Raw genomic sequence first — 24,787 nt, forward strand, 5'->3', positions numbered from 1 at the left:
ACGGGAAAGTCGCCGTCAGGACGGCATCAGCAGGACTCCGCGGTCGAGCTTTCCGTTCCGTGCGTCGTCCATGAGGGACTGGAAATCTTCCAGCTGATAGGTCTTGGTGACGAGTTCGTCGAGGAGGAGCCGGCCGGATCGATACAGGTCGAGGTACTTGGGGATGTCTGCGCCCGGTCGCGACGAGCCGTAGCGGCAGCCCAGCACCGAACGATCCATGTAGAAGGTGCTGGCCGGGACCGACAGCTTGGCCTCCGGACCCGCGACACCGAGCATGATCAACTGCCCTCCCCAGTCGAGCATCTCCATCGCCTGGCTGGTGATCGCCTCGCCGCCGACGCAGTCGAAGACGTGATGGGCCCCGCCGTCGGTGAGTTCCCGGACCGTGGCGACGGTGTCGCCCGCGGTCGCATCGATGAAGTGGGTGGCACCGAAAAGTCTTGTCTGAGACTCCTTGTCGGGGTTCGTGTCGATTGCGACGATCGTCGCCGCGCCCGCGACGCGAGCGGCCTGAATGACGTTGAGGCCGATGCCGCCGGCGCCGATGACGACCACCGAATCGCCGGGGCGGACATGGGCGCGGTTCAGCACCGCCCCGGCACCGGTGAGTACCGCGCAGCCGATCAGGCACGCGGTCGACAGGGGAATGTCCTTCGGGATCGACACCGCCTGCCCGGCCTGGACGACGATTCGCTCGGCGAAGGTCGAGAGCGTCGCATAGTTGTGAATCGGGGTGCCGTCGAGCTCGAACGGCGTTGCCGTCTTCCCGAACGACTCGCGGCACATCGTGGGATGTCCGGAGGTGCATGCGGCGCACTGGCCGCACGTCGCCAGTGTTGACAGCACCACGTGGTCGCCGACCGCGGGCATGGTGACGCCCGGCCCGACGGCCTCGACGATGCCCGCACCCTCGTGCCCGAGGATCACCGGGGACGGGAACGGGATCTTTCCGTTGACCACGCTCAAGTCGCTCTGGCACAAGCCGCTCGCGACGATGCGGACTTGGACTTCACCCGGGCCGGGGGCGCGGACGGTGACGCCGTCAACCAGCCTGTTTTCGGTGCCGTCGAAGACAATTGCTTTCAACGTCTGACCTCGCTGTTCTATGAGAATCCGCCCGCACAATGCGCGAAGCGCAGCGAGTTGCGGTGGGGATGAAGGTGTGATGAGGAAAAACCGAGCCAGCGCTGTGGCCTCCGTCTCAACGCTGGTGATGCTATGGGCGGACAGTTCCACCGTCAAGCTCCCCGGAGGTCGGTTGGCGTTGCACGCCGTGCACTTTGTCGTAGCGGCTCGGGCGTATCGAGAAGGCGGCGACGGTTCCGTCAAAGCCCATTTGACCTGCGACGATGACCGACCTCACACACTCTTGTTGACGCATACGTAGCCGCTGGCTACAGTGATGGCAGTCACGGTGCGGCGCAGTTGCAGTGATCTGCGGACATGATCGCGGGTCGCTTCGTCGAGCTCGAGCGGAGCGTCGTGTCGGCGCACATCTGTCGGTGGTGATCCGTGAAAGCCCTTGTCGTGGAGCAACTTCTGCGCGGGAACCGAAAATGCTGCTGTCGCAACAGTTCAGGAGGATGAAGTGTCACCAATGGCGTTATCGATGAGGCCGACGGGATGGTTCCAGATCGGCTGGTCTGCCGACCTCCAAGCCGGGGCCGTCGTACCACTGCGCTACTTCGGTCAAGACCTCGTCGCCTACCGCACGCACAGTGGCCGCCTGGTGGTTCTGAACGCATACTGCGAGCACCTCGGAGCCCACCTGGGGCACGGCGGTTCGGTGTGTGGCGACGACATCCAGTGCCCGTTCCACGGCTGGCAGTGGAGCCCGGAAGGCCGGAACACCTGCATTCCATATCAGAAGGCGACCAACCGTGTCCGCAAGATCGGCACCTGGACCACCGCCGAACGCGACGGAATCATGTACATCTGGCACGACGTCGACGGCGGCGACCCACTCTACGACGTGCCCAGCATCTTCGACCTTTTTCCTGGTTCCGGTCCGGTGAGCGACTACCACGAGCCGGGGGAAGCCGGCCGCTTCGAGTCGGCCGAGCTGCCGATTCATCCGCAGTACGCCGCCGAGAACGGCGTCGACTTCGCGCATTTCAAGTACGTTCACCGCGCCGACGAGATTCCGACCGTCGTCCACCGCGAGTTCGGTGAGTACGACTTCACAACCGAGCTGGCTCTGAACTTCAAGCGCCGCGGCGCAGACGGCGAGATCGAGACCGTCGAGGGTCGCACCAAGGCCTCGCTCCTGGGCGTGGGACTGGGCTTCTCGTACGCCGACGGCGTCGGCGCCATCTGCTCGCTGACAGCGGTGACACCCGTCGACGACGAGCACTCGATCCTGCGGTTCTCCGCGTGGGCGAGCAGGGAAGAGGGCCAGGACGACTCCCGAGTAGCCAAGCGGCAGCGCAACGCAATCGGACAGCTCAAAGCTGACGTCGCGATCTGGGAACACCAGCGCTACACCGAGCCGCCCGGACTGGCAACTGCCGAGGCCGCGGGCTTCCGCGATATCCGCAAGTGGGCTCGTCGCTTCTACCCCGAGGGCCACCTCGGCCACGGCGCCACCGAGCAGACCGCAGGCACCGACGAGCTACGGGCGGAGAACGCGTCATGAGAATGACACTGGCACAAGAGCATGAGGCCTGGCGGGCCGAGATCCGGGAGTTCCTCGACGCCGAGCTGCCGAAGGAGAACGCCTTCAACCCGGAATTCGACGATGCTCCGGACCAGTGGGCGATCGCCGTCGAGTTCAGCAAGAAGGTTGCCGCCAAGGGGTGGATCGGACTGACCTGGCCGAAGGAGTACGGCGGCAAGGGATTGTCCCCGATCGCGAACCAGATCCTCCTGGAGGAGCTGTACGCCGCGGACGCGCCGATGATCAACTCGGTCGGCATCTTCCTCGCCGCGGGCACCATCCTGGTGGGCGGCACCGAGGAGCAGAAGAAGCGCCTGCTTCCGGACATCTCCAGCATGCGGACCCTGTGGGCCGAAGGTCTCACCGAGCCGGAGGCCGGCTCCGACCTCGGCTCCCTGCGGACGAAGGCCGTCAGGGAGGGTGACGAGTGGGTCATCACCGGTGAGAAGGCGTTCACCTCCTGGGGGCCGATGTCCGACGTCCTGTACGTTGCCGCCCGCACGGCGACCGACGACTCCGCGCGCGATGCGATCAGCATCTTCGTGGTCGATCTGCGCAGCCCCGGGGTCACCCTCCACCCGATGCGCAACTACGGCGGCGGTGTCCAGTCCAGCACCTACCTCGATCACGTCCGCGTGCCGGCGAGCTCGCTGATTGGTGAAGAGGGCAAGGGCTGGCAGTACATCATGCGTGCCTTCTACGCGTCGGGGACCGTCGAACCGATCTACGCGATGCAGGAGGCCCGGCTGCGGGATCTGATCGCGTACTGCAAGAACATTCCGGGCAAGCTCGACGATCCGCACGTGCAGGCCGACCTGGCCGAACTCGCCGAGATCGTCCAGACGCAGCGCCTGCTCGCCTACGAGATCATCGGCGACAACGCGGCCGGTCGCCAGACCCCCTGGGGCGGCGGCGTCCAGCAGGTCGCAGCCAAGGAGTACGAGCCGCTGTTCGCTCAGATCTACGACCGGGTGCTAGGCCCGATCAGCCAGCTGCGGTCGGGATCGTCGTACGCCCCACTCAATGGAAAGCCCGAGGCCTGGTACCGGCAGTCGTTCGCCAACCACGCCGGAGGAACGTCCCAACTCAAGCGGATGGTGCTCGCGACGCGGGGCCTCGGCCTGCCGCGATAGGAGCAGATGATGGAATTGGCATGGGGCGAGGACTTCGCCGCCCTCGCAGATGTGAGCAAGTCGGTGTTCGCGCGCTACTCGCCGCTGGAAGACCGGTCGAACAAGGTTCCGTTCGCGGATCAGATTGCGCAGTTCGCCGAGCTCGGCTGGCTGCAGCTCGGTGATCCGACCGGCGCCGACGCCGACAGCCCGCCGCTCGGGACGATCGCAGGCGTATTCGTCGAAATGGGCCGCGCGCTGGCAGATACGCCGCTGCTCGACCTGACGATTGCCCGCGACGCGGCGCTGGTGGTCGGCACAGAGACGTCGGCAGGCGTCGCCAAACGCATCGGCAACGGTGAGGCCGTGGTGATCCCGGTGTTCCCGTCTGCCGAGTGGGGCCCGGCGGTGTCGTATGAGAACGGCGTCCTGAACGGTGTCGCGCTGGCCGTGAGCCACGCCGACCGCGCCGACAGCCTCCTGGTTCACGCCGGAGGCAGTGAAAGTGTGCTAGCCGTGGTCGATTCCGGCTCGTCGATCGGTATCGAAGCGATGCCGAACATGGGCGGCCACCCGATTTTCGCGGTGACCTTCCAAGACGTGCCGGTGAGCGACGACGCCGTGCTGGCACGCGGCGGCGAGGCCGACCGCGCCGCCCTGGTCGCCGAGCAGCGCGGCGCGGTGCTGCGTGCAGCGCAGGTGTACGGCGCCGGGCTGCGACTGCTCGACATCACCGTGCGGTACGCGCAGGAGCGGCACCAGTTCGGCGGTGCGATCGGCCGATTCCAGGCGGTGCAGTACCTGTGCACCGACATCGCGATCGCCACGCACCTCACCTCGGCGCATGTGCGTTCGGCCGCCGGAGCAATCGATGCCGGCAACGACCCACAGCCCCACCTCGGCCTGATGCGCAAGCAGGCCGCCAAGGCCGCGCTGCAGATCGTCCACTCGGCGCACGAGGTTCATGCGGGCATCGGGTACATGGTCGAGTCGAACGTGCACCTGTTCACCGACGCCGCCAAGCGCTGGCAGTACGACTTCGGGTCGGCGGCACGCAACGACGCCGAGATCGTGTCGGCCCTCGACCGGATCTACACGGGGGCGCGGCGATGAGCTACATCGACTACTCCGTGGACGGCGCCGTCGCCGTGATCACCCTCAACCGTCCGGACAAGCACAACGCCCAGGACGAGTCGCTGCTGCGCGACCTCGACGCCCGCTGGCAGCAGGCCGCCGCCGACGACGCGGTCAAGGTGATCGTCGTGCGCGCCAACGGAGACCACTTCTCCTCGGGCCACGACCTCAAAACCCCGGCGCCGGGCTACTTCCGGGAGGGCAAGACCACCCTGGAGAGCGCCTACGGCTGGGAGACCGAGCACTACCTCGGCTTCTCCCGCAAGTGGCGCGACCTGCCGAAGCCGTCGATCGCGGCGGTCCAGGGCGCCTGCGTTGCCGGCGCGCTCAACGTGATCTGGCCGTGCGATCTGATCGTCGCGGCGGACAACGCCTACTTCAGCGACCCAGTCGTGAAGTTCGGTGTCGGCGGCGTCGAGTACCACGCGCACACGTGGGAGCTCGGCGCCCGACGCGCCAAGGAGATGCTCTTCACGGCTCGCAAGTTCACCGCGGCCGAGGCATTCGACGCAGGCATGGTGAACCGGGTGGTCCCCCTCGACGAGCTCGACGCGCAGACGATGGAACTGGCGCACGAGATCTCGGCGATGGACGCGTGGGGCCTGGCCACCGCCAAGCGTGCCGTCAACCAGACCCTCGACGTCATGGGCCAGCAGGCCGCGTTGCAGTCGGCCTTCGACATCCACTGGCACGGCCACGCGAATGCCCTGCTTCGCACGGGCTACCCGCTTTTGACACCTGACCCGCTTCCGTCGGAGGCACGTAAGAAGGAGGAGAACTCGTGAACTCGGACATCGCGCCGAACGACGCGACCTCCCTGTGGGATCTACTGGCTCTCCGGGCCGCGGCCACCGGGGATACCGTCGCCGTCATCGACGAGTTCGACCGGCGGCTGACCTTCGCCGAGGTCGCCTCCACCGCCGAGCGTGTCGCGGCGGGACTGCTGGCGCGCGGCATCGAGCCCGGTTCCACGGTGAGCTGGCAACTGCCGACCCGAATCGAGACCATTGTTCTCAGCCTGGCGCTGTCGCGGCTCGGGGTGACCCAGAACCCGATCATTCCGCTCTACCGGGCCCGTGAGGTCAAGGCCATGACCGAGCAGTGCGCATCGGAATGGCTGATCACGCTGCCCGAGTTCCGCGGTTTCGACCACGCGGCGATGGCCCGGGATCTGCGTTCGGCGAGCGGTGACCGCCTCGAGCTGCTGATCGTTTCCGACGAGCTGCCCGACGGCGACCCGGCCACCCTTCCCGCTGTACCGCTCGTTCGCGACGAGGTGCGCTGGATCTACACCACCTCCGGCACCACCTCGGCGCCCAAGGGCGTCTGCCACACCGACGGCACGCTCATCGCCGGCGGCGTTGCGCTCGCAGACGCGATCGGTGCGGGCGCCGACGACGTCGGAACAATCCTGTTCCCGTACGCCCACATCGGCGGTCCCGACCTGCTGATCGCATCGTTGACGAGCGGCATGTCGCTGGTGGTGATGGAGGTGTATGAACCGGTCGCCGCGGTCGAGCTGATGCGCAGGACGGGTGCGACCATCACCGGCGGGTCGACCCCGCACTACGCTCTTCTTCTCGGCGAGCAGCGGAAGAATCCGGGCACCCCGGTCGTCCCGACACTGCGCATGGTGACCGGCGGCGGAGCGCCGATGCCGGAGAAGCTCTTCCGGGATGTACTTGCCGAGATCGGCATCCCGATTCTGCACGCCTACGGCATGACCGAGTGCCCGATGATCACCTCGGCGCGGATGAGCGACAGCGTCGAACAGCTGGCCACCACATCGGGACGTCCCGTCCTGGGATGCGAGGTGCAGATCCGCTCCGAGGAAGACGACGTGCTGTCGTCCGGCGAGGTAGGCCGGGTGTGGCTGCGCGGCCCGATGCTGTTCAAGGAGTACCGCGCCGCCGGCGAGATCGTCCGCCCCTTCGACGCCGACGGCTGGATGTTCACCGGTGACACCGGAAAGCTCGAGGCGGACGGGCACCTGGTCCTGGTCGGCCGGGAGAAGGACCTGATCATCCGCAAGGGCGAGTCGATCAGTCCCACCGAGATCGAAGAGGTGCTGGCGAAGCACTCCGCGGTCGCCGACGTCGCCGTGATCGGGCTGCCCGACGACCGGGCGGGCGAGCGCATCTGTGCAGTGCTCCAACTTCGCGACGACGCTCCCGGCGTCGGCGTCGACGAGATTCGGGACCACTGCCGCGCTGCCGGTATCTCGCCGGTGAAGTTCCCCGAGGAGGTCGTGATCGTCTCGGAGATGCCGAAGACGCCGACGATGAAGATCCGCAAGCAGACCCTGCGGCAGTCCGTCCTCGACCAGCGGGTCGAATCCGCCGCGCAATGACACGTGCCCCCTTTCCGCTGTCAGACTTGAGAATTGGAAGATCCCATGCCAGGACGTAGCTATGTGGAGCGCGCCGTCGAGTGCGCCGATGTGAACGCGTTGCGGATGGCGCTGTACCAGGCGACCCGTGATCCGGAGATCGCTGCGATCACCCCCGAACGCGTCTTCGGCCCGGTCGCGGACACCGTCGTCTTCTCCGACGACGACATCGCGCTCATCCGGGCGAAAGCTGTCGAGTACCTGCTCACCGAACCCGACGAGGCCGGGCTGCCGATCCCGTCACGTGACGAGATCGTCGAACTGCTCGAGATGGCCGAGGCCCGCAACCTGGGGCCCGACGACCTGATCATGCGCCACCACATCCCGGCCTTCGCGGACATGCCCTTCCAGGCGCAGTGGACTGGAGAGAAGACGATCCCGGAGGGGTACCACGTCGCGATCGTCGGTGCAGGCTTCGCCGGCGTCGCCATGGGTGTGCAGCTGGCTCAGCTCGGTATCCCGTTCACGGTCTACGAGCGTCGCGACGAGGTCGGTGGGGTGTGGAGTATCAACACCTACCCCGACGTCCGCGTCGACACGCTGAGCTTCACCTACGAGTACGCGTTCGAGAAGAAGTATCCGTGGACCGAATACTTCGCCCGTCAATCGGATGTCCGTGCGTACATCGATCACGTGGCGCACAAGTACGGTGTCTACGAGCACATTCGGTTCGGCTCCGATGTTCAGGCGGCCCGCTTCGACGAAATGACGCAGCGCTGGACCCTGACCGTGCGCGGGGAGGACTCCGTCGCCGACGTCGAGGCGAATGTGGTGGTCGCTGCCAGCGGCGTCTTCGCGACTCCGCGAGACCTGCCGGTGGAGGGCGTCCCCGGATTCACCGGGCAGATCGTGCACACCACCGAGTGGAGCGACGACGTCGAGTACGCCGGCAAGCGGGTCGCCATCATCGGCAACGGTTCGACCGGAGTCCAGCTCCTGTCGAAGGTCGCCGAGAAGGCGGAGTCCGTGACGGTGTATCAGCGGACGCCGCAATGGATCTCGCCGCGCACCAACTACGGTGCACCGATCGCTGACGAGCTCCAGTGGCTGATCCAGGAGATGCCCTTCTACTGGAACTGGAACAAGTACGTCGCCGGACTGGGCACGATCGATCTGCGGAACGCTCTCATGCCGGACGAGGAATGGATCGCCAATGGCGGCGACGTCAGCGAGCGCAACGACATGCTGCGTGAGATCTTGGTCGGCTACATCTCGAACCAGGTCGACGGTCGGCAGGACCTCATCGATCAGCTCGTCCCGGACTACCCGCCGATGACTCGGCGTCCGGTGGTCGACAACAACTGGTATGCCTCGTTGACCAGGAACAACGTCGAGCTCGTCACGACACCGATCGATCGGATGACCGATACCGCGATCGTCACCGCCGACGGCGAGTCGCGCGACGCGGATCTGGTCATCGCCGCGGTCGGCTTCCAGACGGAGAAGTACCTCTGGCCGACGCAGTACTACGGCCTCGGCGGTGTGACTCTGGAGGATGTCTGGACCGCCCAGGGGGCTCAGGCGCATCTCGGCATGACCGTGCCCGGGTTCCCCAACATGTTCATGCTCTACGGCCCCAACTCGCAGCCGGTGGCGAGCGGATCGGGACTACCCACGTGGTTCGAGATCTGGACCCGCTACATCGCCGAAGGCATCGCCGGCATGCTCGAAAACGGTCGTTCGTCGATGGTCATTCGCCAGGAAGCTTTCGACGACTACAACGACCAGCTGCACGAAGAGGCCAAGAAGCTCATCTACCTGTCGCCGAGCACCGTGATGGAGAAAAACTACTACGTCAACGAGTTCGGTCGGCTGCAGATGAACGCACCGTGGAGCGGCGAGAAGTTCTACGAACTGTGCGCGAGCCCCGATGAGTCGCACTTCGAGTACACAGCGCGGTAGTACGCCCTCTCCGACGAGCGGTGGGAGCGGAAAAAGTTTCGAAGGGAGTTGGCATGGCTGAAACCATGCGGGCATATCGGATCGTCCAGTGGGGGAGTGCGCCCGAGGTCGTTGAGGTCCCCGTTCCCCGACCGGGTCGCGGCGAGGTCGTGGTGCGTGTGGCCGGCTGCGGGCTGTGTCATTCCGACCTCGGCATGATGCAGATGCCGAGGGAGGTCGGCGAAGCTGTCGGATGGAAGGTGCCCTTCACTCTCGGTCACGAGACCGCCGGGTGGATTGCGGCGGTCGGGGAGGACGTGACGGGATACGCCGAGGGTGATGCGGTTGCCCTCGTATCGCCGTCGTCATGTGGCGAGTGCTGGTATTGCACTCGGGGGCAGGACAATTTGTGCCCGTTCGGTGTGTCCGGCCGAGGGTACGGACGCGACGGCGGGCTCGCCGAGTTCGTGCGGGTGACGAGCACACGCGGTCTGGTCCGGCTCGGTCGTCTCGATCCGAGCACCGCGGGCCCGCTGACCGATGCCGGTGCAACCGCCTTCCATGCGGTCCGCCGGGTGCTACCGCGGGTCACCCCCGGCGGTGTCGTGGTGGTGATCGGTGCGGGTGGGCTCGGATCGTTCGCGGTTCAGTACCTGAGTCTGCTCACGGCCGCGCGAATCGTCGTCATCGACACCAGTGAAACCAAGCGGGCTCTCGCCGAGGAGCTCGGTGCTCACAGCACGATCGCGCAGGTCGATGCGACAACCGTGAATGAGATCCGGGCCCTGACCGACGACGGGCGCGGAGCGGATGCGGTCCTCGACTTCGTCGGCATCGACGCCACGATCGGGGCGGGCACGGCCGCCACCCGCGCCGGTGGTGCGTTCGGACTGATCGGTGCTGCCAACGGAAAGCTCGACGCGCCGTGGTTCGGGGGGCTGCCCAAGGATGCCGACATCTTCACGTTCCAGGGCTCGACCATTGCGGATGTGCGCGACGTGATCGGGCTGGCCGAGTCCGGGGCGATCCGCAATGACGTACAGAAGTACACCTTCGACCGAGTGGCGGAGGCGTACCAGGATCTCGAGGCCGGCGTCCTGCGTGGTCGTGCCGTGGTCGTTTTCGACACTTAGGAGGATCGGATGGATGAATTCACGAACCGGGTCGCGCTCGTGACCGGCGCGGCTAGGGGACAGGGCAGGTCACACGCGGTAGCCCTCGCCGAGCGCGGCGCCGACGTGGTGATCTGCGATCGCTGCGAGGACAACGCGGCTGTGGCGTACCCGCTGGCAACGAAGGAGGACCTCGCCGAGACCGCGCGCCTGGTCGAGGCCACCGGTCGGAGGTGCATCGCGGTTCAGGTCGACACCGTGGACCGCAGCGCGATCGAGGCACTCGTCGCACGGGCCGAGGCGGAGCTCGGCAGGATCGACATCGCGATAGCCAACGCCGGCGTCTCCGCCGGAGCCCCGATCCAGGACCTCCCGAGCAGTCAGTGGGCCGAAGTCATCGGAACCAACCTGACCGGCGTTTTCCACACGATCGCCGCAGTCTCACCCGGAATGGTTGCCCGCGGCTACGGTCGTATCGTCACGATCGCCTCCATGCTCGGCCGCAGTGCGGCGCCGGGCCAGGCCGCCTACTGCGCCTCCAAATGGGGCGTGATCGGCATGACGAAGAGCGCCGCGCTCGACCTGGCCGGGCACGGAATCACCGTCAACGCCGTTGCCCCCGGCAACATCTCGACGCCGATGGTGCACAACGACGCCCTCTATCGGATGGTGCGCCCCGACCTCGAGGACCCGACCCGGGCAGATGTCGAGCCGGTGTTTGCGAGCCTGCACGGGCAGCCGGTTCCGTTCCTGGAACCGTTCGAGGTGACGCGCGCGGTGCTGTTTCTCGCGGCCGAGGCGAGCGCCCACATCACCGGCACCGTCATGCCGGTCGACGCGGGCGCCGCGGCGAAGGTCACGGCCTGATTCTGGGATCGGCACCGACGATCCAGCGGTGCGGGTTGCTCCACTCACGCCGCGTGATTCGCGTACGCCAGCACGACCGTCGTGAACCGGCGGTCGTGCTGGCGTCGATTTTTCGGTCGTGCTCGTCCACGTCGATCGCGACAGCAACTGGGTGACCTTTCGCCGGGAAGTCGAGGAGTATGCCGCGACTTTCGGTCGCTGCCGTATGGCTGGTCCCTCGGTGATGCAGGGTGAGAACTGTTCGACATGCCTGATGTCCGGCAGTCGAGCCGCATACGCCTGACTCCCGTTTCCATCCCGCATCGCACGAATGGAACACCATGATCAGTCCACACCACTTCGTGTCACCCAGCCAGAGCTCACACGGCGCCGCTCCTCCGTCGACTCTCGACCGCGTCTCACTCGTGATGGATCTCTTTCGTGACAGGCCACGGTTGACCCTGACCGACGTCTCCCGTGGAACGGGCATCCCGCGCACGAGCACGCTTCGCATGCTCGATCATCTGGTTCGGATCGGCTGGCTCCGGCGCCGGGGCACCGAGTACGAGCTGGGTGACACCCTCGCCAATTTTGGGGCGCTCGCCCTGTACCGCAACAAGTTCGAACTGGTGGTGGCACCCCTGCTGCGCGAACTGCATCGCGTCACCGGGTGCGTCGTGCACCTCGGCGCGCTCGAGGGCAACGAGGTCCGCTACCTCGAGAAGGTCGGGTCGCCGGACTTCCCGACCCGGGTGGGAGCACGGGTACCGGCACAGTCGTCCCCGATCGGAAGGGTGCTGCTCGCTGCCGCTCAACGGTCGGCCGTTGCGGGAGGCCCCGATCACCGCGGAGGACCCGAGTCGGGAGTCGCCTTCGCGAGCTGCGTGACCGGGTTCCGCTGGATCGGTGTACACGTCGGGGCGCTCGGTGGCATCAATGTGGGCTTGTCTGTGAGTGGGCCGGCGGACCGCGTGCGATTCGACCAGTTGCATGCCGCGCCCGTCCTGATGGCGGCCTCCGCGATCGCGCAGTACCTCTGCTCACCACAGGTGACCAGGACGCCGAACGAACGTCAACCTGCGCGGCGGGCGTGACGGGCAACCCCTGTGGCACGACTCCCCGCTGAACTTGGGCTAGTCCGATCACCCGACCCGCTCGTTGTCAGCGACACTCACGCCGCTGACAACGTGTGATCATGGCAGCGGCCGCCCTCGCCTCCTCCGCGAAATGTGCCACCGCCGCCGGCGGAACTCCGCGACCCGTGCCGCCAGGGCACCGAGTGCGTCCACTCACCGGCGTCGGGTTCGCCTTGACGTTCGTCGACTTCGCCGCTCCCACAATCTTCTTCACCTCTCAGAACCTGGTATCTGTACGCCGAGGAAGTCGCCCCTGGGCTGCGCGCAACTGCGCGAGGCCGAACACAGCGGATCCGCGAACTCACCACCGCCACAGACTGACCCACATCCGGGCCTGGCCGGTGAAATGCCGCGTCACCGGCCAGGCGTGCTTTCCCTCCGGTCACCACCACAGTCCGCGCCACCGGACCGAACCCGAGCCGCGGCGCTCGGGTCTACGGCTCACTTCCGCCGCGTCCCGGTCATATCCGCTTGGGGCTGAACGTCTTTCGCGGGAGCTTGGCGACAGGAGTTCGGCGCGAAAGTCCGCTCATCGGAAGCGTGCGTTGTGCAACACACGCCACTCGCACTGTGATGGCGGTTACACGTTGCGTTTCGTGACAAACCCCCAACCATCACACCCGTTCGACGGGCTTCCGAAGGGACCTCAACATGGCCGCTCCCGTGCAGGTCGGCATTCCGGCCGACTCTGTGGGTCAGGACGCCACCGAGCAGCAGCGGTGGACACCTCGCCTGATCCTCTCTCTGACGTCAATCGTGCTGCTGCTCGAGCTGCTTTCAATCAGCTACTGGATGATCACGATGGCGATGCCGTCGATCGCCGGACACTTCCAGACCACGCAGGGCGCCTGGCTGCTGACGTCGTTCCTGCTCGTCGGTGCGATGGCCGCGCCGCTGATCGGCAAGCTCGCCGACATGTACGGCAAGCGCAAGTTGCTGCTGGCGTGCGTCGCGGTCGCCGCACTGGGGTCGTTCATCTCCGCGGTGGCCCCGAGCTACGCGGTGCTGATCGTCGGCCGCTGCCTGACCGGTCTGCTCATCCCCTGCCTGTTCCTGAGCTACTCACTCATCCGTGACGTGTTCCCGGCCAAGACTGTCGCAATCGCGGTGAGCATCGCGACCAGCGGCATGGGCCTGATCGCGATCCCCGCGCCGTTCATCACCGGCTGGCTGATCGACAACCACGGCTTCCGCAGCATCTTCTGGTTCTCCGTCGTAGGCCTGGTCGTCCTGGGCGCGATGCTCCTGCTCACCACCGACGAGTCCACGGTCCGGCTGCGTTCGCGCCTGGACATCCTCGGCGCGGTCCTGCTGGGCTCCGGCATCGCCGGCATCCTGGTCGGCATCAGCTTCGGTCCGACCTGGGGATGGAAGTCGGGCTCGATCCTGACCTACCTGCTGGGTGGTGCGGCGCTGGTCGTGGCGTGGCTGGTCACCGCCGGCACCGTCAAGGAGCCGCTGATCGATCTGAAGGTGCTGCGTCGCCGCTCGGTTGCCTTCACCGCCACCGCGGCCGGCTTCATGTACGGCGTCAGCACCCTGTTCACCATGCTGCTGCCGATGCTGGCGATGACGCCGGCGATCATGGGCCTCGGCTACGGATTCGGTGTCGATGCCGAGGGATACGCGGTCTTTCAGGCTCCGTTCGGTGCCATGACCGTGATCGGCGGCCTGATCGTCGGCATGCTCGTCGGGCGCAACGTCCGGCCGCGTCCGCTGCTGGCGATCGGCGCCATCTCCGCCGCTGTCGGCTGCGCCGTGACCGCCTACTCGCACGACTCCAAGATCACGCTGATCGTGACCGCCGGCCTGGTCGGCCTCGGCGCGGGCATGGGCTACGCGGCGATCCCCAACCTGCTGATAGAGGCGGTCCCGCCGCAGCTGCAGGCATCCACCGCCAGCATCGTCGGTGCCTTCCAGAGCGTGTTCCCGGCCGCGCTGCCGGTCATCGCGTTCACCGTGATGAACAACTCCCATATCGCACCGATCCCGCCGGAGATGACGCAGGGCGCGGTCTTCTACACCGACCAGGGTTTCCAGGTCGGCTTCATGATCGCTGCAGCCGCTGCGGTCCTCGGAGCACTCGTCGCGCTGATGATTCCCCGCAAGATCGAGCAGCTGCAGGTTCCGTCCGCGCCGACCGTCGCGGACGATGGGACTGTGGTTGCCGCTCACGCCTAGGCATACGGGCGGCTCGGTCGCGGCTTGCCCGCGGCCGAGCCGCCCGGCACCGTCGCTCAATCACCTCACGCCGGAACGAGCGCTCACATCACCGGCACCGTCATGTCGGTCGACGTGAGCGCCGCAGCCAAAGCCACTGCCAAAGCCGCTGCCTGAGCTCTCCAACAAACCGGAAGGATCAAACCATGACGCGAATCCGCCGCGCTCTCACAGGTTCTGTGATGGCGGGAAGCCTTGTCGCAGCAGGTCTTGGCGCTGCCGGGACCGCGGACTCACAGCCCGTCGTCCCGGCCGATCTCGCCTCGCTCTTCGACGCTGGATCACTCGGTGGCTTCGGCGGTTTCGGCAGCATCGGCAACCGGACTGCGGATGCTCCGCGCCTGTCGAGTGTGCCGAATTTCCGGGATGTCGCCGGGACCGGGGACGGCTATGTCGGCGCCGGGGGTACACACCTGAACAAGGGCGTCTTCTACCGAGCCAATGCGATCGCGCCCGACGACGGCGATCTGAATGTTCTTCAGGGCCTGAATATTTCCGTGGTGTACGACCTCCGCACCGACGAGGAGGTCCACGACAAGCCGGACAGGCGGCCGGCCGGTAGCGCATACGTTCGGGTCCCGATGGCCGCCGGCAACGTCAACGAGCTCATCGAGAAGATGAAGTCTCCCGAGGACGCCCGGAACTTGATGCGGGAGATGAACCGTTCGTTCGTCACCGGAGAGTCCGACAGGGCTGCCTTCAAGACACTGCTCACCGATCTGGCAGCCGCGGACGGCAGCCAACTCTTCCACTGCACTGCCGGGAAGGATCGTACGGGCTGGACATCGATGCTTCTGCAGAGCATTGCCGGCGTCGACGACGCGACGATCATGAACGACTATCTGCTCACCAACGAGTACAACGCGGAGTGGGCGGCCGCGAATCGCGCCTACATCGTTTCCACTCAGGGAGAACAGGTTGCGCAACTGTTCGATCCACTACTCGGGGTGGAAGCAGACTACCTCCAGGCCGGATTGGACCAGATTCAGGCCACATATGGGTCTGTCGAGCAGTACATCGCCGTAGGACTCGGGTTGAACGCGGAGACCATTCAAGCACTCGAGGGCAAGCTGCTCGGCTGATTCTGCGGAGCGACCTGTTGGGGTGGGGCCCCATCGATCCCACCCCAACTGATGGCACTTTTCGACTTCCAACTCCGGCGACCGGGGACAGGGCCGCGCCCATGCGCCGGCGTTCGCGGAGCGTGGCGCCGACGTGGTGATCCCGGAGGCGGAGCTCGGGCGGATCGTCACGACCAGCTCGACGATGGGGCGGGCCGCCACGCCCGGCCTGGCCGCGTACAGCGCCGGCATCACCGTCAATACTGTTGCACCGGGCAATGTCTCGACGCCCAAGGTGCACAACGACGCGTTGTACACCCTGATGCGACCAGCCCGCGTCGCCGCCTGGCCCGTGAACGACACCAACCGATTCGCACATCCAACCACAGCGCCACCGGCACTCCCATAGCCACGCGAGGGGTGGCGGCCGAAGGCCTTTCAGGACGGGGACGATCCGGACCGCAGGTTCACTCTCGCGAACGTGCGGACCTACTTTGCCTGGGTGCGAACCGGCCTGGGACTCGTCGCGGCCGCTGTCGGACTCGAGGCATTCCGGACGGACGTGGTCGGGGCGCGCTCCACACCATCCTCGTCGTCGCGCTGCTCGTCGGTGCGGTGTGCTCGAGGTGTTCGCAGGGCGCTGCTTGCGTGTCTGGTCGCCGGCACCGGCATCACGCTCCTCATCGTCGCGGCCCGGTGAGGCCGGCGGCTGGACACAGGGACCCTGGCCTGCAACCGGAACGGACGACGCTCGCCTGGGTGCGTACCGCCGCGAGCCTGGCTGCAGTCACCTTCCTGTGCCTGCGGTACGTCCCCGGGCGTCGACCGAGGTCAAGATTCTGGGGATCTGGCCGATCGCGACGGCAGCCGCGGTGGTGGTGACGGCACGCCGCGGCCTCCGCCGTGGTCATCCTCGTTGCCTACTTCGCTGCCTGACGACCGCCATTTCACTGCCACTCGGTGCAGGTGACGAGGGCATTTCGCGGATGGTCTCGTCGAAACTAAATTAGCATGTTGACGCTTCCGTAGCCGGTGGCTACAGTGAGTCCAGTCACACAACGGATGGGTTATGTCATCGCTTACGCAGCGTTCATGAGCACCCGGTGACTCGACACTTTCAGGGCCGACTGGCAGCCAACCTCGCAACCGAGGACATCACTTTCAGGAGTCAATGTTGAGCACGCGTAAGTCGAACTGGGGTCGTTGGGGCGAGTCGGATGAATTGGGTGCGCTCAATCACCTCACACCGGAACTGGTGCTCGCCGCGCTGCGCCTGCCGAAGACCGGCAAGACCTACAGCCTGGGCATCCCGATCCAGCGGTCTGGCGTGCCGAACCTCGATTACCGCGGCACTCCGCAGCGGCTGACGATGATCAACCACGAGGACGAGGCGATGGCCCGCGCCAACGGCGGCGCTCCCGGTGTCGGCGCCAACGAGGACCAGCTCATCATGCCGTCGCACACCTCGACGCACATGGACGCGCTGTGCCACGTGTACTCCGACAACAAGATCTACAACGGGCACCCGGCCGACGAGGTCACGCCCTACTCGGGCGCGGCCAAGTGCGGCATCGACAAGGTCGGCGGCGTCGTCGGCCGGGGCGTCCTCATCGACGTCGCCGCGTCGAAGGGTGTCGACAAGCTGGAGCCGGGCTACGTCGTCACGGCGGCCGATCTGCAGAAGGCGCTGGACGATCAGGGTATCGAACTGCGCACGGGCGATCTGGTGCTCGTCCGCACGGGATGGCTCGAGGACTATCTGGCCAACCAGGGCGAGCTGATGCCGCAGCCGGGCATCGGCCTCGAAGCGGCCACCTTCCTCGCAGAGAAGGACGTCGCGCTGGTCGGCTCGGACAACACCGCCGTCGAATCGATCCCGTTCGACCAGAACGTGTACCTCGGCGGACACATCATCCTGCTCGTCGAGAACGGCATCTACCTGGTCGAGAACATGAACCTCGCAGAGCTGGCGGCGGACAGGTGCTACGAGTTCCTGCTGACCATCGGCGCACTGAAGATCACCGGCGCCACAGCGAGCCCGGTCACTCCCGTCGCGATCGGCTGACCGCACCCACTCTTCCACGACAAGGACCCCCCGATGACCGAGAACACCGAAGCGCCCGCGCACACGTACCGCACCTCCCACGTCGGACTGTGCGTGTCCGATCTCGCGAAGAGCCTTCGCTTTTATTGCGACGGACTGGGTTTCGTCAAGATCATGGAATACGACATCGACGAGCAGATCCCCGAGGTCGATGCACCGTGCAGCCTCACCTCGACTTTCCTCGAGAAGGACGGTCTGCGCATCGAACTGCTCAGCTACCGGCAGCCCGGCGTGATCGGTACCCCGCCCACCCGGCGCAACCATCTGGGAGTGACCCACCTGTCTTTCTTCGCCGAAGACATCGACGGTGCGGCAAATGCGCTGTGCGAGTTCGGCGGAGTGCTGGTGCCGGACACCCGCGCGGGCGCGGACGACCCGACCGCCCCGCAGTTCGTGTTCGTCGCCGACCCCGACGGCAACCGCGTCGAGCTCATGCACATCCCCGCCGGCACACCGTGGTGACAGAGACCGGCGCGCACCGCGGTCGTAATCAGGCCGCCACTCGATAAACGTTGAACGCATCACGGTGACGGATCCCCCTCCGCAGCCGCAATGCCCGTGCTGATCCAGCACCGAGCAAAGGACACCATATGACCGCCCCAGAAAAGACTGCACGCGATCCGCACCTCTGGGTGCCGCAGCGCAAGGTGGAAGACCTCGAGTGGTTCCGGGAGAAGTACGCGGCCGAGCGTGACAAGCGTCTGCCGAACACCGGTGCCGACACCTTCCAGGCGATCGACTTCGAAGGCAAGTTCGCGTCGTTCGACGCCGATCCGCATGCGCCCGGTCCGCGCACCGCGCCACCGATGACCGCCGATCTCGACATGCTTGTCATCGGCGCCGGCTTCATGGGCATCAGCGCGGGCGTCGAGCTGAAGAAGGCCGGCATCACCAACTTCAAGATCGTGGACGTCGCCGCCGACTTCGGTGGCACCTGGTACTGGAACCGGTACCCGGGCGTGCGTTGTGACGTCGAGTCGTACGTCTACCTGCCGTTTCTGGAGGAGACGGGCTACGTACCGACTGAGCGGTACACGCGCGGCAGCGAGATCTTCGCGTACTGCCAGTCCCTCGGTGAGCAGTTCGGCCTGTACGACCACGCCCTGTTCCAGACGCGGGTCACCGACATGGAGTGGGACGAGGACACCGCGCGGTGGACGGTTCGCACCGACGGCGGCGACGTGTTGCGCGCACGATTCGTCTCGACGCAGAGTGGCCAGTTCAGCCGCCCCCAGCTGCCCGGCCTTCCCGGGGTCGAGAAGTTCACCGGCCACAGCTTCCACACGAGCCGCTGGGATTACGAGTACACCGGCGGTGACAGCGCCGGGAATCTGGACAAGCTGCACGACAAGCGTGTGGCCGTCATCGGAACCGGCGCCACGGGCGTGCAGGCCATTCCGCAACTGGCCGAGTTCGCGAAATCGGTGGTCGTCTTCCAGCGCACGCCCACTCAGATCGCGCCTCGTGAGAACGCGCCGACCGACGTCGAGTGGTTCACATCCCTGCCGCAAGGTTGGCATGGTGTGCGCCGCGCGTCCTTCGACAAATGTGCGATGGACCGTGCCACCGCCGACTGCGACGTCGACGACGGCTGGATCAAGTTCGCCAAGTACCAACTCGGTGCCATCTACGAGGCCGCCGGCGCGGAGCCGACCGTCGAGCAGTTCATGGACGCGATGGAGCGTTCGGACTACGAGTGGAACGAGATGCTCCGCGACCGCGTCGATTCCATCGTGACCGACCCGGCCAAGGCCGAGAAGTTGAAGACCTACTACCGCACCATGTGCAAGCGCCCGGGCTTCAGCGACGACTTCCTGCCCGCGTTCAACAAGGAGTCCGTCGACATCGTCGACACCGCGTCCACGCCGATCGAGCGGATCACCGAGAGGGGCATCGTCGTCGGCGACCGCGAGTACGAGGTCGATCTCATCGTCTACGCGACCGGCTTCCAGATCGGACGAACCTGGACCGACAAGGCGGGCTACGACGTGGCCGGTCGGGGCGGCAACCGACTGTCGAAGAAGTTCGCCGACGGCGTCAGCACCTACCACGGCTTCCTCAGCGAGAGCTTCCCGAATCTGTTCTTCCTGGGCTTCACCCAGTCGACGCAGGTCTCGAACATCGCGAACCTCATCGACCACCAGGCCAGGCACATGGTCTACATGGTCGACAAGTGCATCACCGACGGCATCCGGACCATCGAACCGACCCCCGAGGCCGAAGCCGGATGGAACCAGACCATGCTCGAGCACGCGGAGATGCGACGGGACTGGAACACGACCTGCACCCCGGGCCAGTACAACAACGAGGGCCGCATCGACGACAAGCGCAGCAACCTCGTCGGTGGTCTGTACGGACCCGGGTACGAGTACTTCGATCTGCTCCGCAAGTGGCGTGAGGACGACCAGTTCCACGGCATCGCGGTCACTCACTGAGTGGTCGAGAAGATTTCAATGGACCGGCGGACGGCCTCATTCGTGGTCGTCCGCCGGCCTGCATAGATTGACCAAGGAGATAGAGATGGCATTGACTCCCGTCAAGCTCGGGTATTCGCTGTTCACCCTCGTGGATCCGACGCGCGGTCACGAGGTGGACTACAACCGCTGGTACGAGCGCGACCACCGGTACTCCGGCTGCATGGTGGGCCCGGGCTGGTTCACCGGCAGTCGCTGGGTCGCCACGAAGGCGCTCAAGGACCTGCGGTTCCCGGAAATCGGGCCGGTCGCGACCAAGACCGAGGACGGCTCGTATCTGGCGACTTACTGGGTGCACGAGCCCGACGCGGAGATCGCCGACGCGTGGGCCCAGAAGCAGGTCGGCGAGCTGTACGCGGCCGGCCGCGGCTTCGCCGAGCGGGAGCACGTGCACACGGCGCAGTACCTGCCCGACTCGACGGTCTCTGCCCAAGCGGACGGCGTGCCGCTGGAGCTGGCACACGACCATCACTACGGCGGCCTGGTCACCGTGATGATCGAGCCGGCCGAGGGCGTCGATCGCGCAGCCGCCCTCGAGACCATCGACAATGGCCCGGCCAAGAAGCTGGTCGGCAAGGGCGCCGTCGACCTGATCAGCAGCTGGCGGATGAAGCCCTGGCCCTCCGACCACAAAGTCCCGATGAAGATGGGCAACGACGGTGGAACCGCGGATCGCATCCTGCAGATGCTGTTCCTCGAGGAGAGCCCGGTCGACAGCTGGCAGCAGATCATCGACTACGCGGCCGACATCGCGGCGTCGGGCGCGGGCACCGTGACGTTCGCGTCGCCGTTCATCCCGACCGTGGTCGGAACGGACAAGTACACCGACGAACTGTGGTGAGCCCGTGTTGAACGGTGAGAAGATCCTGGTGACCGGGGTCGCCGGCCAGATCGCGTTCCCCATCGCGCGCATGCTCGCGGCCGACAACGAGGTGTGGGGGCTGGCGCGGTTCAGTCGAGCCGACGACCGGCAGCGGGTGAGCGACGCGGGGATCACCCCGATCGCCTGCGACCTCGGCGACGGCGACTTCGACGGTGTTCCAACCGATTTCACGTACGTCGTGCACCTGGCGGCGAGTCTGGCACCGGGATGGGACTATGACGCTGCGATCCGCGCCAACGCGGAGGGCACCGGACTGCTCCTCCAGCACTGCCGGTCGGCCAAGGGTGCCCTCGTGATGTCGACCCATTCGGTCTATCGGCCGCAGGACGACCCGATGTACGTGTTCACCGAGGAGTCGCCGCTCGGGGAGTGCAACAGCACCCACACACCGACCTACTCGATGTCGAAGATCAGCCAGGAGGCAACCGCACGGCTCGCCGCGCGCGCTTTTGGCGTTCCGGTCACGATCGCGCGGATGAACGCCTCGTACGGGCCGGGCGGTGGACTGCCCGCCATGCACGTCGACGCGCTCGCCGAAGGTCGGCCGATCACCACCCGCTGGGATCCGTGCATGTACAGCCCGATCTACGAAGACGACATCACCATGCAGGTCGGCGCGCTGCTCGACGCGGCGTCCACGCCGGCTGCCATCGTCAACTGGGGCGGCGACGAAGCGGTCAGCGTCCAGGAGTGGGCGGCATACGCCGGCGAGCTTATGGGTGTCGACGCGGCCGTCGACGTGGTCCCGATCGAGGGGACGCTGCGCGGATCGATCGCGGACACGAGTCGTCGCGCATCCATCACCGGGCCGTGCGCGGTGGACTGGCGCGAAGGTATCCGCCGTACGGTCGCACTGCGCCACCCGGACAAGCTCGTCGAGGTGGCGAACTCGTGAGCATCACCTCGTAGAACACATTCTCGTAGAACACATTTGGGAGACGACATGCCGACGACACTGCACGCGTCGCTGCCCGCCGAGCGGGCCGGTGCACCGGCGAGCCCGGAGCTGCTCGAACGCCGGGCGATGTTCGCCGCGACGGAGATCGACCCCACACTGGGGGTCACGGCGGGCGATTCGGACTTCGGGGGCGTTGCGTGCCGGACCATCCGCGGCGGAGACCAGGCCACCGTGCTCTACCTGCACGGCGGCGGATACCGGATGGGCAGCCCGGAGGCGTACCACGCATACGCCGCGGCGCTCGCCGCGGGCGCCGCGGCGACCGCCGTCGTCCCGCGATATCGGCTAGCGCCGGAGAACCCGTTCCCGGCCGGACTGCGAGATGCCCTCGCGGTCTACGAGGAACTCGCGTCCACGACGGACGGGCCGATCGTGGTCGCCGGCGATTCGGCGGGCGCCGGTCTCGCCGCCGCGGTCGTCGTCGCCGTGGACACCAGCGACATTCGTCCTCCCGAAGGGCTGATGCTGCTGTCGCCGTGGCTCGACCTGCACTGCTCGTCGCCGTTCTACGAGACCGCGACCGACACCTTCTTCCCGCTGGCGAACGCGGAGTCGGCGCGGGAGGACTATCTGCAGGGCGCCCCCGCGGGCGACCCGTTGGTCTCGCCGTTGCTGGCCGACCACACCGGCTTCCCGCCCACCTTGATCCAGGTCGGCGGCAACGAGGCGCTGGTCGGCGACGCTCTCGGCCTGGCTCGGGCGCTCGCGACCGCGAACGTCACCTGCACGCTGGAAGTGGTTGCGGATCAAGGACACACGTGGCCGCTGATCTACCCCGATCACCGCGTCTCCATCGCGTCCATCGAGTCGTGCGTCCGGTTCGTCCGGTCGATCGAAGCCGACAAGTCTGTCGAATAGGCCTGGGAGCCCCTCGAACACGAGGACTTCGTCCAGAAGCATCGACTCCACTCCAGAATCAAGTTCACGAAGGTACGAATCATGAGAAATGCAGACCTGCAAGACAAGACCGTGTTGATCACCGGCGCCGCACGGGGTCTGGGAGCAGCGGTCGCTCGCCGCGCCGTGGAGCTCGGCGCCAACGTCGTCGTGACCGACGTCCTCGTCGATGAGGGCATGGACACCGCAGCCGAACTTGGCGCCACGTGTCGCTTCTTCCCGCTGGACGTCACGTCGGAAGAGTCGTGGAACGCGGCGATCGCCTTCACCAAGGGTGAGTTCGGTGGGCTCGACGGACTGGTGAACAACGCGGGAATCCCTCCCAATCCGGTGCCGCTCGTACAAGAAACCGCCGAGCATTTCCGGATCGTCGTCGAGGTGAACCTGGTGGGTACATTCCTCGGCATGAAAGCCGCAATCACCGAGATGAAAGCCGGCGGCAAGGGATCCGTCGTGAACATTTCCTCCGCCGGCGGTCTGATGGGGCTATCCCTGACCTCCGCCTACGGTGCCGCCAAGTGGGGTGTCCGAGGGATGGCGAAGATTGCAGCGATCGAGGAAGGTGCTTCGGGAATCCGAGTCAACTCGGTTCATCCCGGGATGACTTACACCGCAATGACCGCATCCAGCGGAGTGGAATTGGGCGAAGGCAAGTTCCCCGTCGCACCGATGGGACGAATCGGCGAACCCGACGAGATTGCCGCCGCAGTCGTGTTTTTGCTCTCCGATGCCGCCTCCTACATCACCGGCGCGGAACTCGCGGTCGACGGCGGCTGGACCGCGGGCCGTTGACCTCGATCCTTCTCGAGCCTCGCGTGACTGCCGTTACTCGTCATTCACGTGAAACATGTTGCAGTATATGCATTTTGAGTGTCATGTAGTTGACAAGTCGATAGGTTTCGACCAAGGTGGTACGCGACGATGTCAAGCGGAAATCTCGCTCAATGGCTATCGCACTGTGGTTGGGCGCCGAGTTGTTCGGGGTGATCCCGAAGCCGCGTGTATGCCTGAGTCACACCCTTGTGCTGATTGCCGTGGGAGAACGGTAATCCCTCGAGGCTCCTCGTTATGCAGGTCAGGTTGGATGTTGTGAAAGTCAGTCAAGACACGAAATTGGTTGGCGTTGTCGGGGACAAGGCCGCGCCTGGCGTGCGCAGGGATGTTCCGGCGTCGATGTTGGAGCGGATGACGCTGATCTTCGATACGTTTGATCGGCGGGCGGCGCGGCTGAACATCGAGCAGGTGGCCACCCGTACCGGGCTGCCGCGGTCGACGGTACATCGGATCCTCGATCAGCTGGTGACGTTGCAGTGGCTCGACCACGGCAAGCACGGTTACAGTCTCGGGCGCCGCGCGCTGGGTCTGGGCGGGCATGGCGGTATGCGTGATGAGATCCGTCGGGCCGCCGCATCGCACCTGCACGAGCTGCAACGGCGTACCGGCATGGTGGTGAACCTGTCCGTGTTGGACGAGAGCGCTGAGCTTGTTCTCGATCGACTCGGAGGCCGGCCCGGCGCCGCACCGCCCTTTCGGGTCGGGGGCCGTAGTCCCGCCCACACCACCACCGGGGGCCGGGCGATGCTGGCGTGGCTCGGCCCCGAACATGTCGATGCCCTTGTCCGCGACGCTCCGCTGCACGAGTTCTCGCGCGACCAAACGATCAGTGGGCTGCACCTGGAGCTCAACCGGATCCGGCGGAACCGGGGCCTGGCGATCGATCGTGCCGGTGTGATGAGCCGGAACCTGACCGGTGTGGCGATGGCTGTCCGCGGCCCGGCGGGCCCGGTAGCGGCCATCTGCTTGCGTCCCGAGCCGCGGTCGGCACCACTGGAACACGTGACCCCGCTCCTCATCGAGACGCTGCGCCGCATCACCGCGGACCTGTTCCACAGAAGATGAAGCGAACCACCCCGGCCAAAGCAAC

22 protein-coding genes and 1 pseudogene are annotated in these 24,787 nt (G+C 66.2%); 22 read left to right on the plus strand and 1 reads right to left on the minus strand.

From position 1 onward, the window contains the following. Positions 1–15: 15 nt before the first annotated feature. On the minus strand, positions 16–1,236 hold the full coding sequence (locus tag ACFVH2_RS22265) for a Zn-dependent alcohol dehydrogenase (RefSeq protein WP_378427051.1): 1,221 nt from the start codon (positions 1,234–1,236) through the stop codon (positions 16–18). Positions 1,237–1,609: 373 nt separating this feature from the next. On the opposite strand from ACFVH2_RS22265, the gene ACFVH2_RS22270 reads away from it, so the two are divergent. The 22 genes and pseudogenes from ACFVH2_RS22270 (at position 1,610) to ACFVH2_RS22375 (ending at position 24,762) form a co-directional block, all read left to right on the plus strand. Next, complete coding sequence (locus ACFVH2_RS22270; protein ID WP_378427049.1) at positions 1,610–2,635, plus strand: Rieske 2Fe-2S domain-containing protein; 1,026 nt, start codon at positions 1,610–1,612, stop codon at positions 2,633–2,635. Continuing rightward, entirely contained in the window at positions 2,632–3,789 is a 1,158-nt protein-coding gene (locus tag ACFVH2_RS22275) for an acyl-CoA dehydrogenase family protein (RefSeq protein WP_378427048.1), read from the plus strand. The genes ACFVH2_RS22270 and ACFVH2_RS22275 overlap by 4 nt, the downstream gene beginning before the upstream one ends. A gap of 6 nt (positions 3,790–3,795) precedes the next feature. Further along, positions 3,796–4,881: an acyl-CoA dehydrogenase family protein gene (locus ACFVH2_RS22280; RefSeq protein WP_378427046.1), complete on the plus strand. Its 1,086-nt coding sequence runs from the start codon at positions 3,796–3,798 to the stop codon at positions 4,879–4,881. Then, positions 4,878–5,687, plus strand: a complete 810-nt coding sequence (locus tag ACFVH2_RS22285) for an enoyl-CoA hydratase (protein ID WP_378427044.1) — start codon at positions 4,878–4,880, stop codon at positions 5,685–5,687. The genes ACFVH2_RS22280 and ACFVH2_RS22285 overlap by 4 nt, the downstream gene beginning before the upstream one ends. Further along, entirely contained in the window at positions 5,684–7,252 is a 1,569-nt protein-coding gene (locus ACFVH2_RS22290) for a class I adenylate-forming enzyme family protein (protein WP_378427042.1), read from the plus strand. Before ACFVH2_RS22285 ends, ACFVH2_RS22290 begins: the two co-directional genes overlap by 4 nt. Before the next feature lie 45 nt (positions 7,253–7,297). Next, positions 7,298–9,193 (plus strand): flavin-containing monooxygenase, encoded by a 1,896-nt coding sequence (locus ACFVH2_RS22295; protein WP_378427040.1) that lies wholly within the window; start codon positions 7,298–7,300, stop codon positions 9,191–9,193. Between the two features lie 53 nt (positions 9,194–9,246). After that, on the plus strand, positions 9,247–10,305 hold the full coding sequence (locus ACFVH2_RS22300) for an alcohol dehydrogenase catalytic domain-containing protein (protein ID WP_378427038.1): 1,059 nt from the start codon (positions 9,247–9,249) through the stop codon (positions 10,303–10,305). A 9-nt stretch (positions 10,306–10,314) separates the two neighbouring features. Next, positions 10,315–11,151, plus strand: a complete 837-nt coding sequence (locus tag ACFVH2_RS22305; RefSeq protein ID WP_378427036.1) for a mycofactocin-coupled SDR family oxidoreductase — start codon at positions 10,315–10,317, stop codon at positions 11,149–11,151. Between the two features lie 320 nt (positions 11,152–11,471). Then, positions 11,472–12,224 (plus strand): IclR family transcriptional regulator, encoded by a 753-nt coding sequence (locus ACFVH2_RS22310; protein WP_378427034.1) that lies wholly within the window; start codon positions 11,472–11,474, stop codon positions 12,222–12,224. Positions 12,225–12,917: 693 nt separating this feature from the next. Continuing rightward, positions 12,918–14,447 carry an MFS transporter gene (locus ACFVH2_RS22315; RefSeq protein WP_378427032.1) on the plus strand — a complete coding sequence of 510 codons (1,530 nt, stop codon included), beginning with the start codon at positions 12,918–12,920 and terminating at the stop codon, positions 14,445–14,447. A gap of 185 nt (positions 14,448–14,632) precedes the next feature. Continuing rightward, positions 14,633–15,568 (plus strand): tyrosine-protein phosphatase, encoded by a 936-nt coding sequence (locus tag ACFVH2_RS22320; RefSeq protein ID WP_378427030.1) that lies wholly within the window; start codon positions 14,633–14,635, stop codon positions 15,566–15,568. Between the two features lie 97 nt (positions 15,569–15,665). Continuing rightward, positions 15,666–15,878, plus strand: a pseudogene (locus ACFVH2_RS22325) (hypothetical protein); the annotation flags it as partial. A 171-nt stretch (positions 15,879–16,049) separates the two neighbouring features. After that, the gene (locus tag ACFVH2_RS22330; protein ID WP_378475726.1) at positions 16,050–16,247 is read left to right on the plus strand and encodes a hypothetical protein; all 198 of its coding nucleotides are present in this window, start codon (positions 16,050–16,052) and stop codon (positions 16,245–16,247) included. 59 nt (positions 16,248–16,306) lie between these two features. Beyond that, on the plus strand, positions 16,307–16,429 hold the full coding sequence (locus ACFVH2_RS22335; protein ID WP_378475725.1) for a hypothetical protein: 123 nt from the start codon (positions 16,307–16,309) through the stop codon (positions 16,427–16,429). Between the two features lie 289 nt (positions 16,430–16,718). Continuing rightward, entirely contained in the window at positions 16,719–17,612 is an 894-nt protein-coding gene (locus ACFVH2_RS22340) for a cyclase family protein (RefSeq protein ID WP_378427025.1), read from the plus strand. Positions 17,613–17,645: 33 nt separating this feature from the next. Further along, positions 17,646–18,113 (plus strand): VOC family protein, encoded by a 468-nt coding sequence (locus ACFVH2_RS22345; RefSeq protein ID WP_378427023.1) that lies wholly within the window; start codon positions 17,646–17,648, stop codon positions 18,111–18,113. Between the two features lie 128 nt (positions 18,114–18,241). Beyond that, complete coding sequence (locus ACFVH2_RS22350; protein ID WP_378427021.1) at positions 18,242–20,086, plus strand: flavin-containing monooxygenase; 1,845 nt, start codon at positions 18,242–18,244, stop codon at positions 20,084–20,086. Between the two features lie 85 nt (positions 20,087–20,171). Further along, entirely contained in the window at positions 20,172–20,966 is a 795-nt protein-coding gene (locus tag ACFVH2_RS22355; RefSeq protein WP_378427019.1) for a hypothetical protein, read from the plus strand. Between the two features lie 4 nt (positions 20,967–20,970). Beyond that, positions 20,971–21,903, plus strand: a complete 933-nt coding sequence (locus ACFVH2_RS22360; RefSeq protein WP_378427017.1) for an NAD-dependent epimerase/dehydratase family protein — start codon at positions 20,971–20,973, stop codon at positions 21,901–21,903. Between the two features lie 48 nt (positions 21,904–21,951). Then, a complete protein-coding gene (locus ACFVH2_RS22365) occupies positions 21,952–22,824 on the plus strand; it encodes an alpha/beta hydrolase fold domain-containing protein (protein WP_378427016.1) in 873 nt (290 codons plus the stop codon). An 81-nt stretch (positions 22,825–22,905) separates the two neighbouring features. Next, positions 22,906–23,655: a glucose 1-dehydrogenase gene (locus ACFVH2_RS22370; protein WP_378427014.1), complete on the plus strand. Its 750-nt coding sequence runs from the start codon at positions 22,906–22,908 to the stop codon at positions 23,653–23,655. A 276-nt stretch (positions 23,656–23,931) separates the two neighbouring features. Then, complete coding sequence (locus ACFVH2_RS22375) at positions 23,932–24,762, plus strand: IclR family transcriptional regulator (RefSeq protein ID WP_378427012.1); 831 nt, start codon at positions 23,932–23,934, stop codon at positions 24,760–24,762. The last annotated feature ends 25 nt before the right edge of the window (positions 24,763–24,787 follow it).

The organism is Rhodococcus sp. NPDC127527, assembly GCF_042672245.1.
GTDB lineage: Bacteria > Actinomycetota > Actinomycetes > Mycobacteriales > Mycobacteriaceae > Rhodococcus_G.

What these genes read in the sequence shown, in the direction of transcription:
- ACFVH2_RS22270 (WP_378427049.1), top strand. Translation starts at nt 1,610, where the DNA reads ATGAGGCCGACGGGATGGTTCCAGATCGGCTGGTCTGCCGACCTCCAA.
- ACFVH2_RS22275 (WP_378427048.1), top strand. Translation starts at nt 2,632, where the DNA reads ATGAGAATGACACTGGCACAAGAGCATGAGGCCTGGCGGGCCGAGATC.
- ACFVH2_RS22280 (WP_378427046.1), top strand. Translation starts at nt 3,796, where the DNA reads ATGATGGAATTGGCATGGGGCGAGGACTTCGCCGCCCTCGCAGATGTG.
- ACFVH2_RS22285 (WP_378427044.1), top strand. Translation starts at nt 4,878, where the DNA reads ATGAGCTACATCGACTACTCCGTGGACGGCGCCGTCGCCGTGATCACC.
- ACFVH2_RS22295 (WP_378427040.1), top strand. Translation starts at nt 7,298, where the DNA reads ATGCCAGGACGTAGCTATGTGGAGCGCGCCGTCGAGTGCGCCGATGTG.
- ACFVH2_RS22300 (WP_378427038.1), top strand. Translation starts at nt 9,247, where the DNA reads ATGGCTGAAACCATGCGGGCATATCGGATCGTCCAGTGGGGGAGTGCG.
- ACFVH2_RS22305 (WP_378427036.1), top strand. Translation starts at nt 10,315, where the DNA reads ATGGATGAATTCACGAACCGGGTCGCGCTCGTGACCGGCGCGGCTAGG.
- ACFVH2_RS22310 (WP_378427034.1), top strand. Translation starts at nt 11,472, where the DNA reads ATGATCAGTCCACACCACTTCGTGTCACCCAGCCAGAGCTCACACGGC.
- ACFVH2_RS22315 (WP_378427032.1), top strand. Translation starts at nt 12,918, where the DNA reads ATGGCCGCTCCCGTGCAGGTCGGCATTCCGGCCGACTCTGTGGGTCAG.
- ACFVH2_RS22320 (WP_378427030.1), top strand. Translation starts at nt 14,633, where the DNA reads ATGACGCGAATCCGCCGCGCTCTCACAGGTTCTGTGATGGCGGGAAGC.
- ACFVH2_RS22340 (WP_378427025.1), top strand. Translation starts at nt 16,719, where the DNA reads ATGTTGAGCACGCGTAAGTCGAACTGGGGTCGTTGGGGCGAGTCGGAT.
- ACFVH2_RS22345 (WP_378427023.1), top strand. Translation starts at nt 17,646, where the DNA reads ATGACCGAGAACACCGAAGCGCCCGCGCACACGTACCGCACCTCCCAC.
- ACFVH2_RS22350 (WP_378427021.1), top strand. Translation starts at nt 18,242, where the DNA reads ATGACCGCCCCAGAAAAGACTGCACGCGATCCGCACCTCTGGGTGCCG.
- ACFVH2_RS22355 (WP_378427019.1), top strand. Translation starts at nt 20,172, where the DNA reads ATGGCATTGACTCCCGTCAAGCTCGGGTATTCGCTGTTCACCCTCGTG.
- ACFVH2_RS22365 (WP_378427016.1), top strand. Translation starts at nt 21,952, where the DNA reads ATGCCGACGACACTGCACGCGTCGCTGCCCGCCGAGCGGGCCGGTGCA.
- ACFVH2_RS22370 (WP_378427014.1), top strand. Translation starts at nt 22,906, where the DNA reads ATGAGAAATGCAGACCTGCAAGACAAGACCGTGTTGATCACCGGCGCC.
- ACFVH2_RS22375 (WP_378427012.1), top strand. Translation starts at nt 23,932, where the DNA reads ATGCAGGTCAGGTTGGATGTTGTGAAAGTCAGTCAAGACACGAAATTG.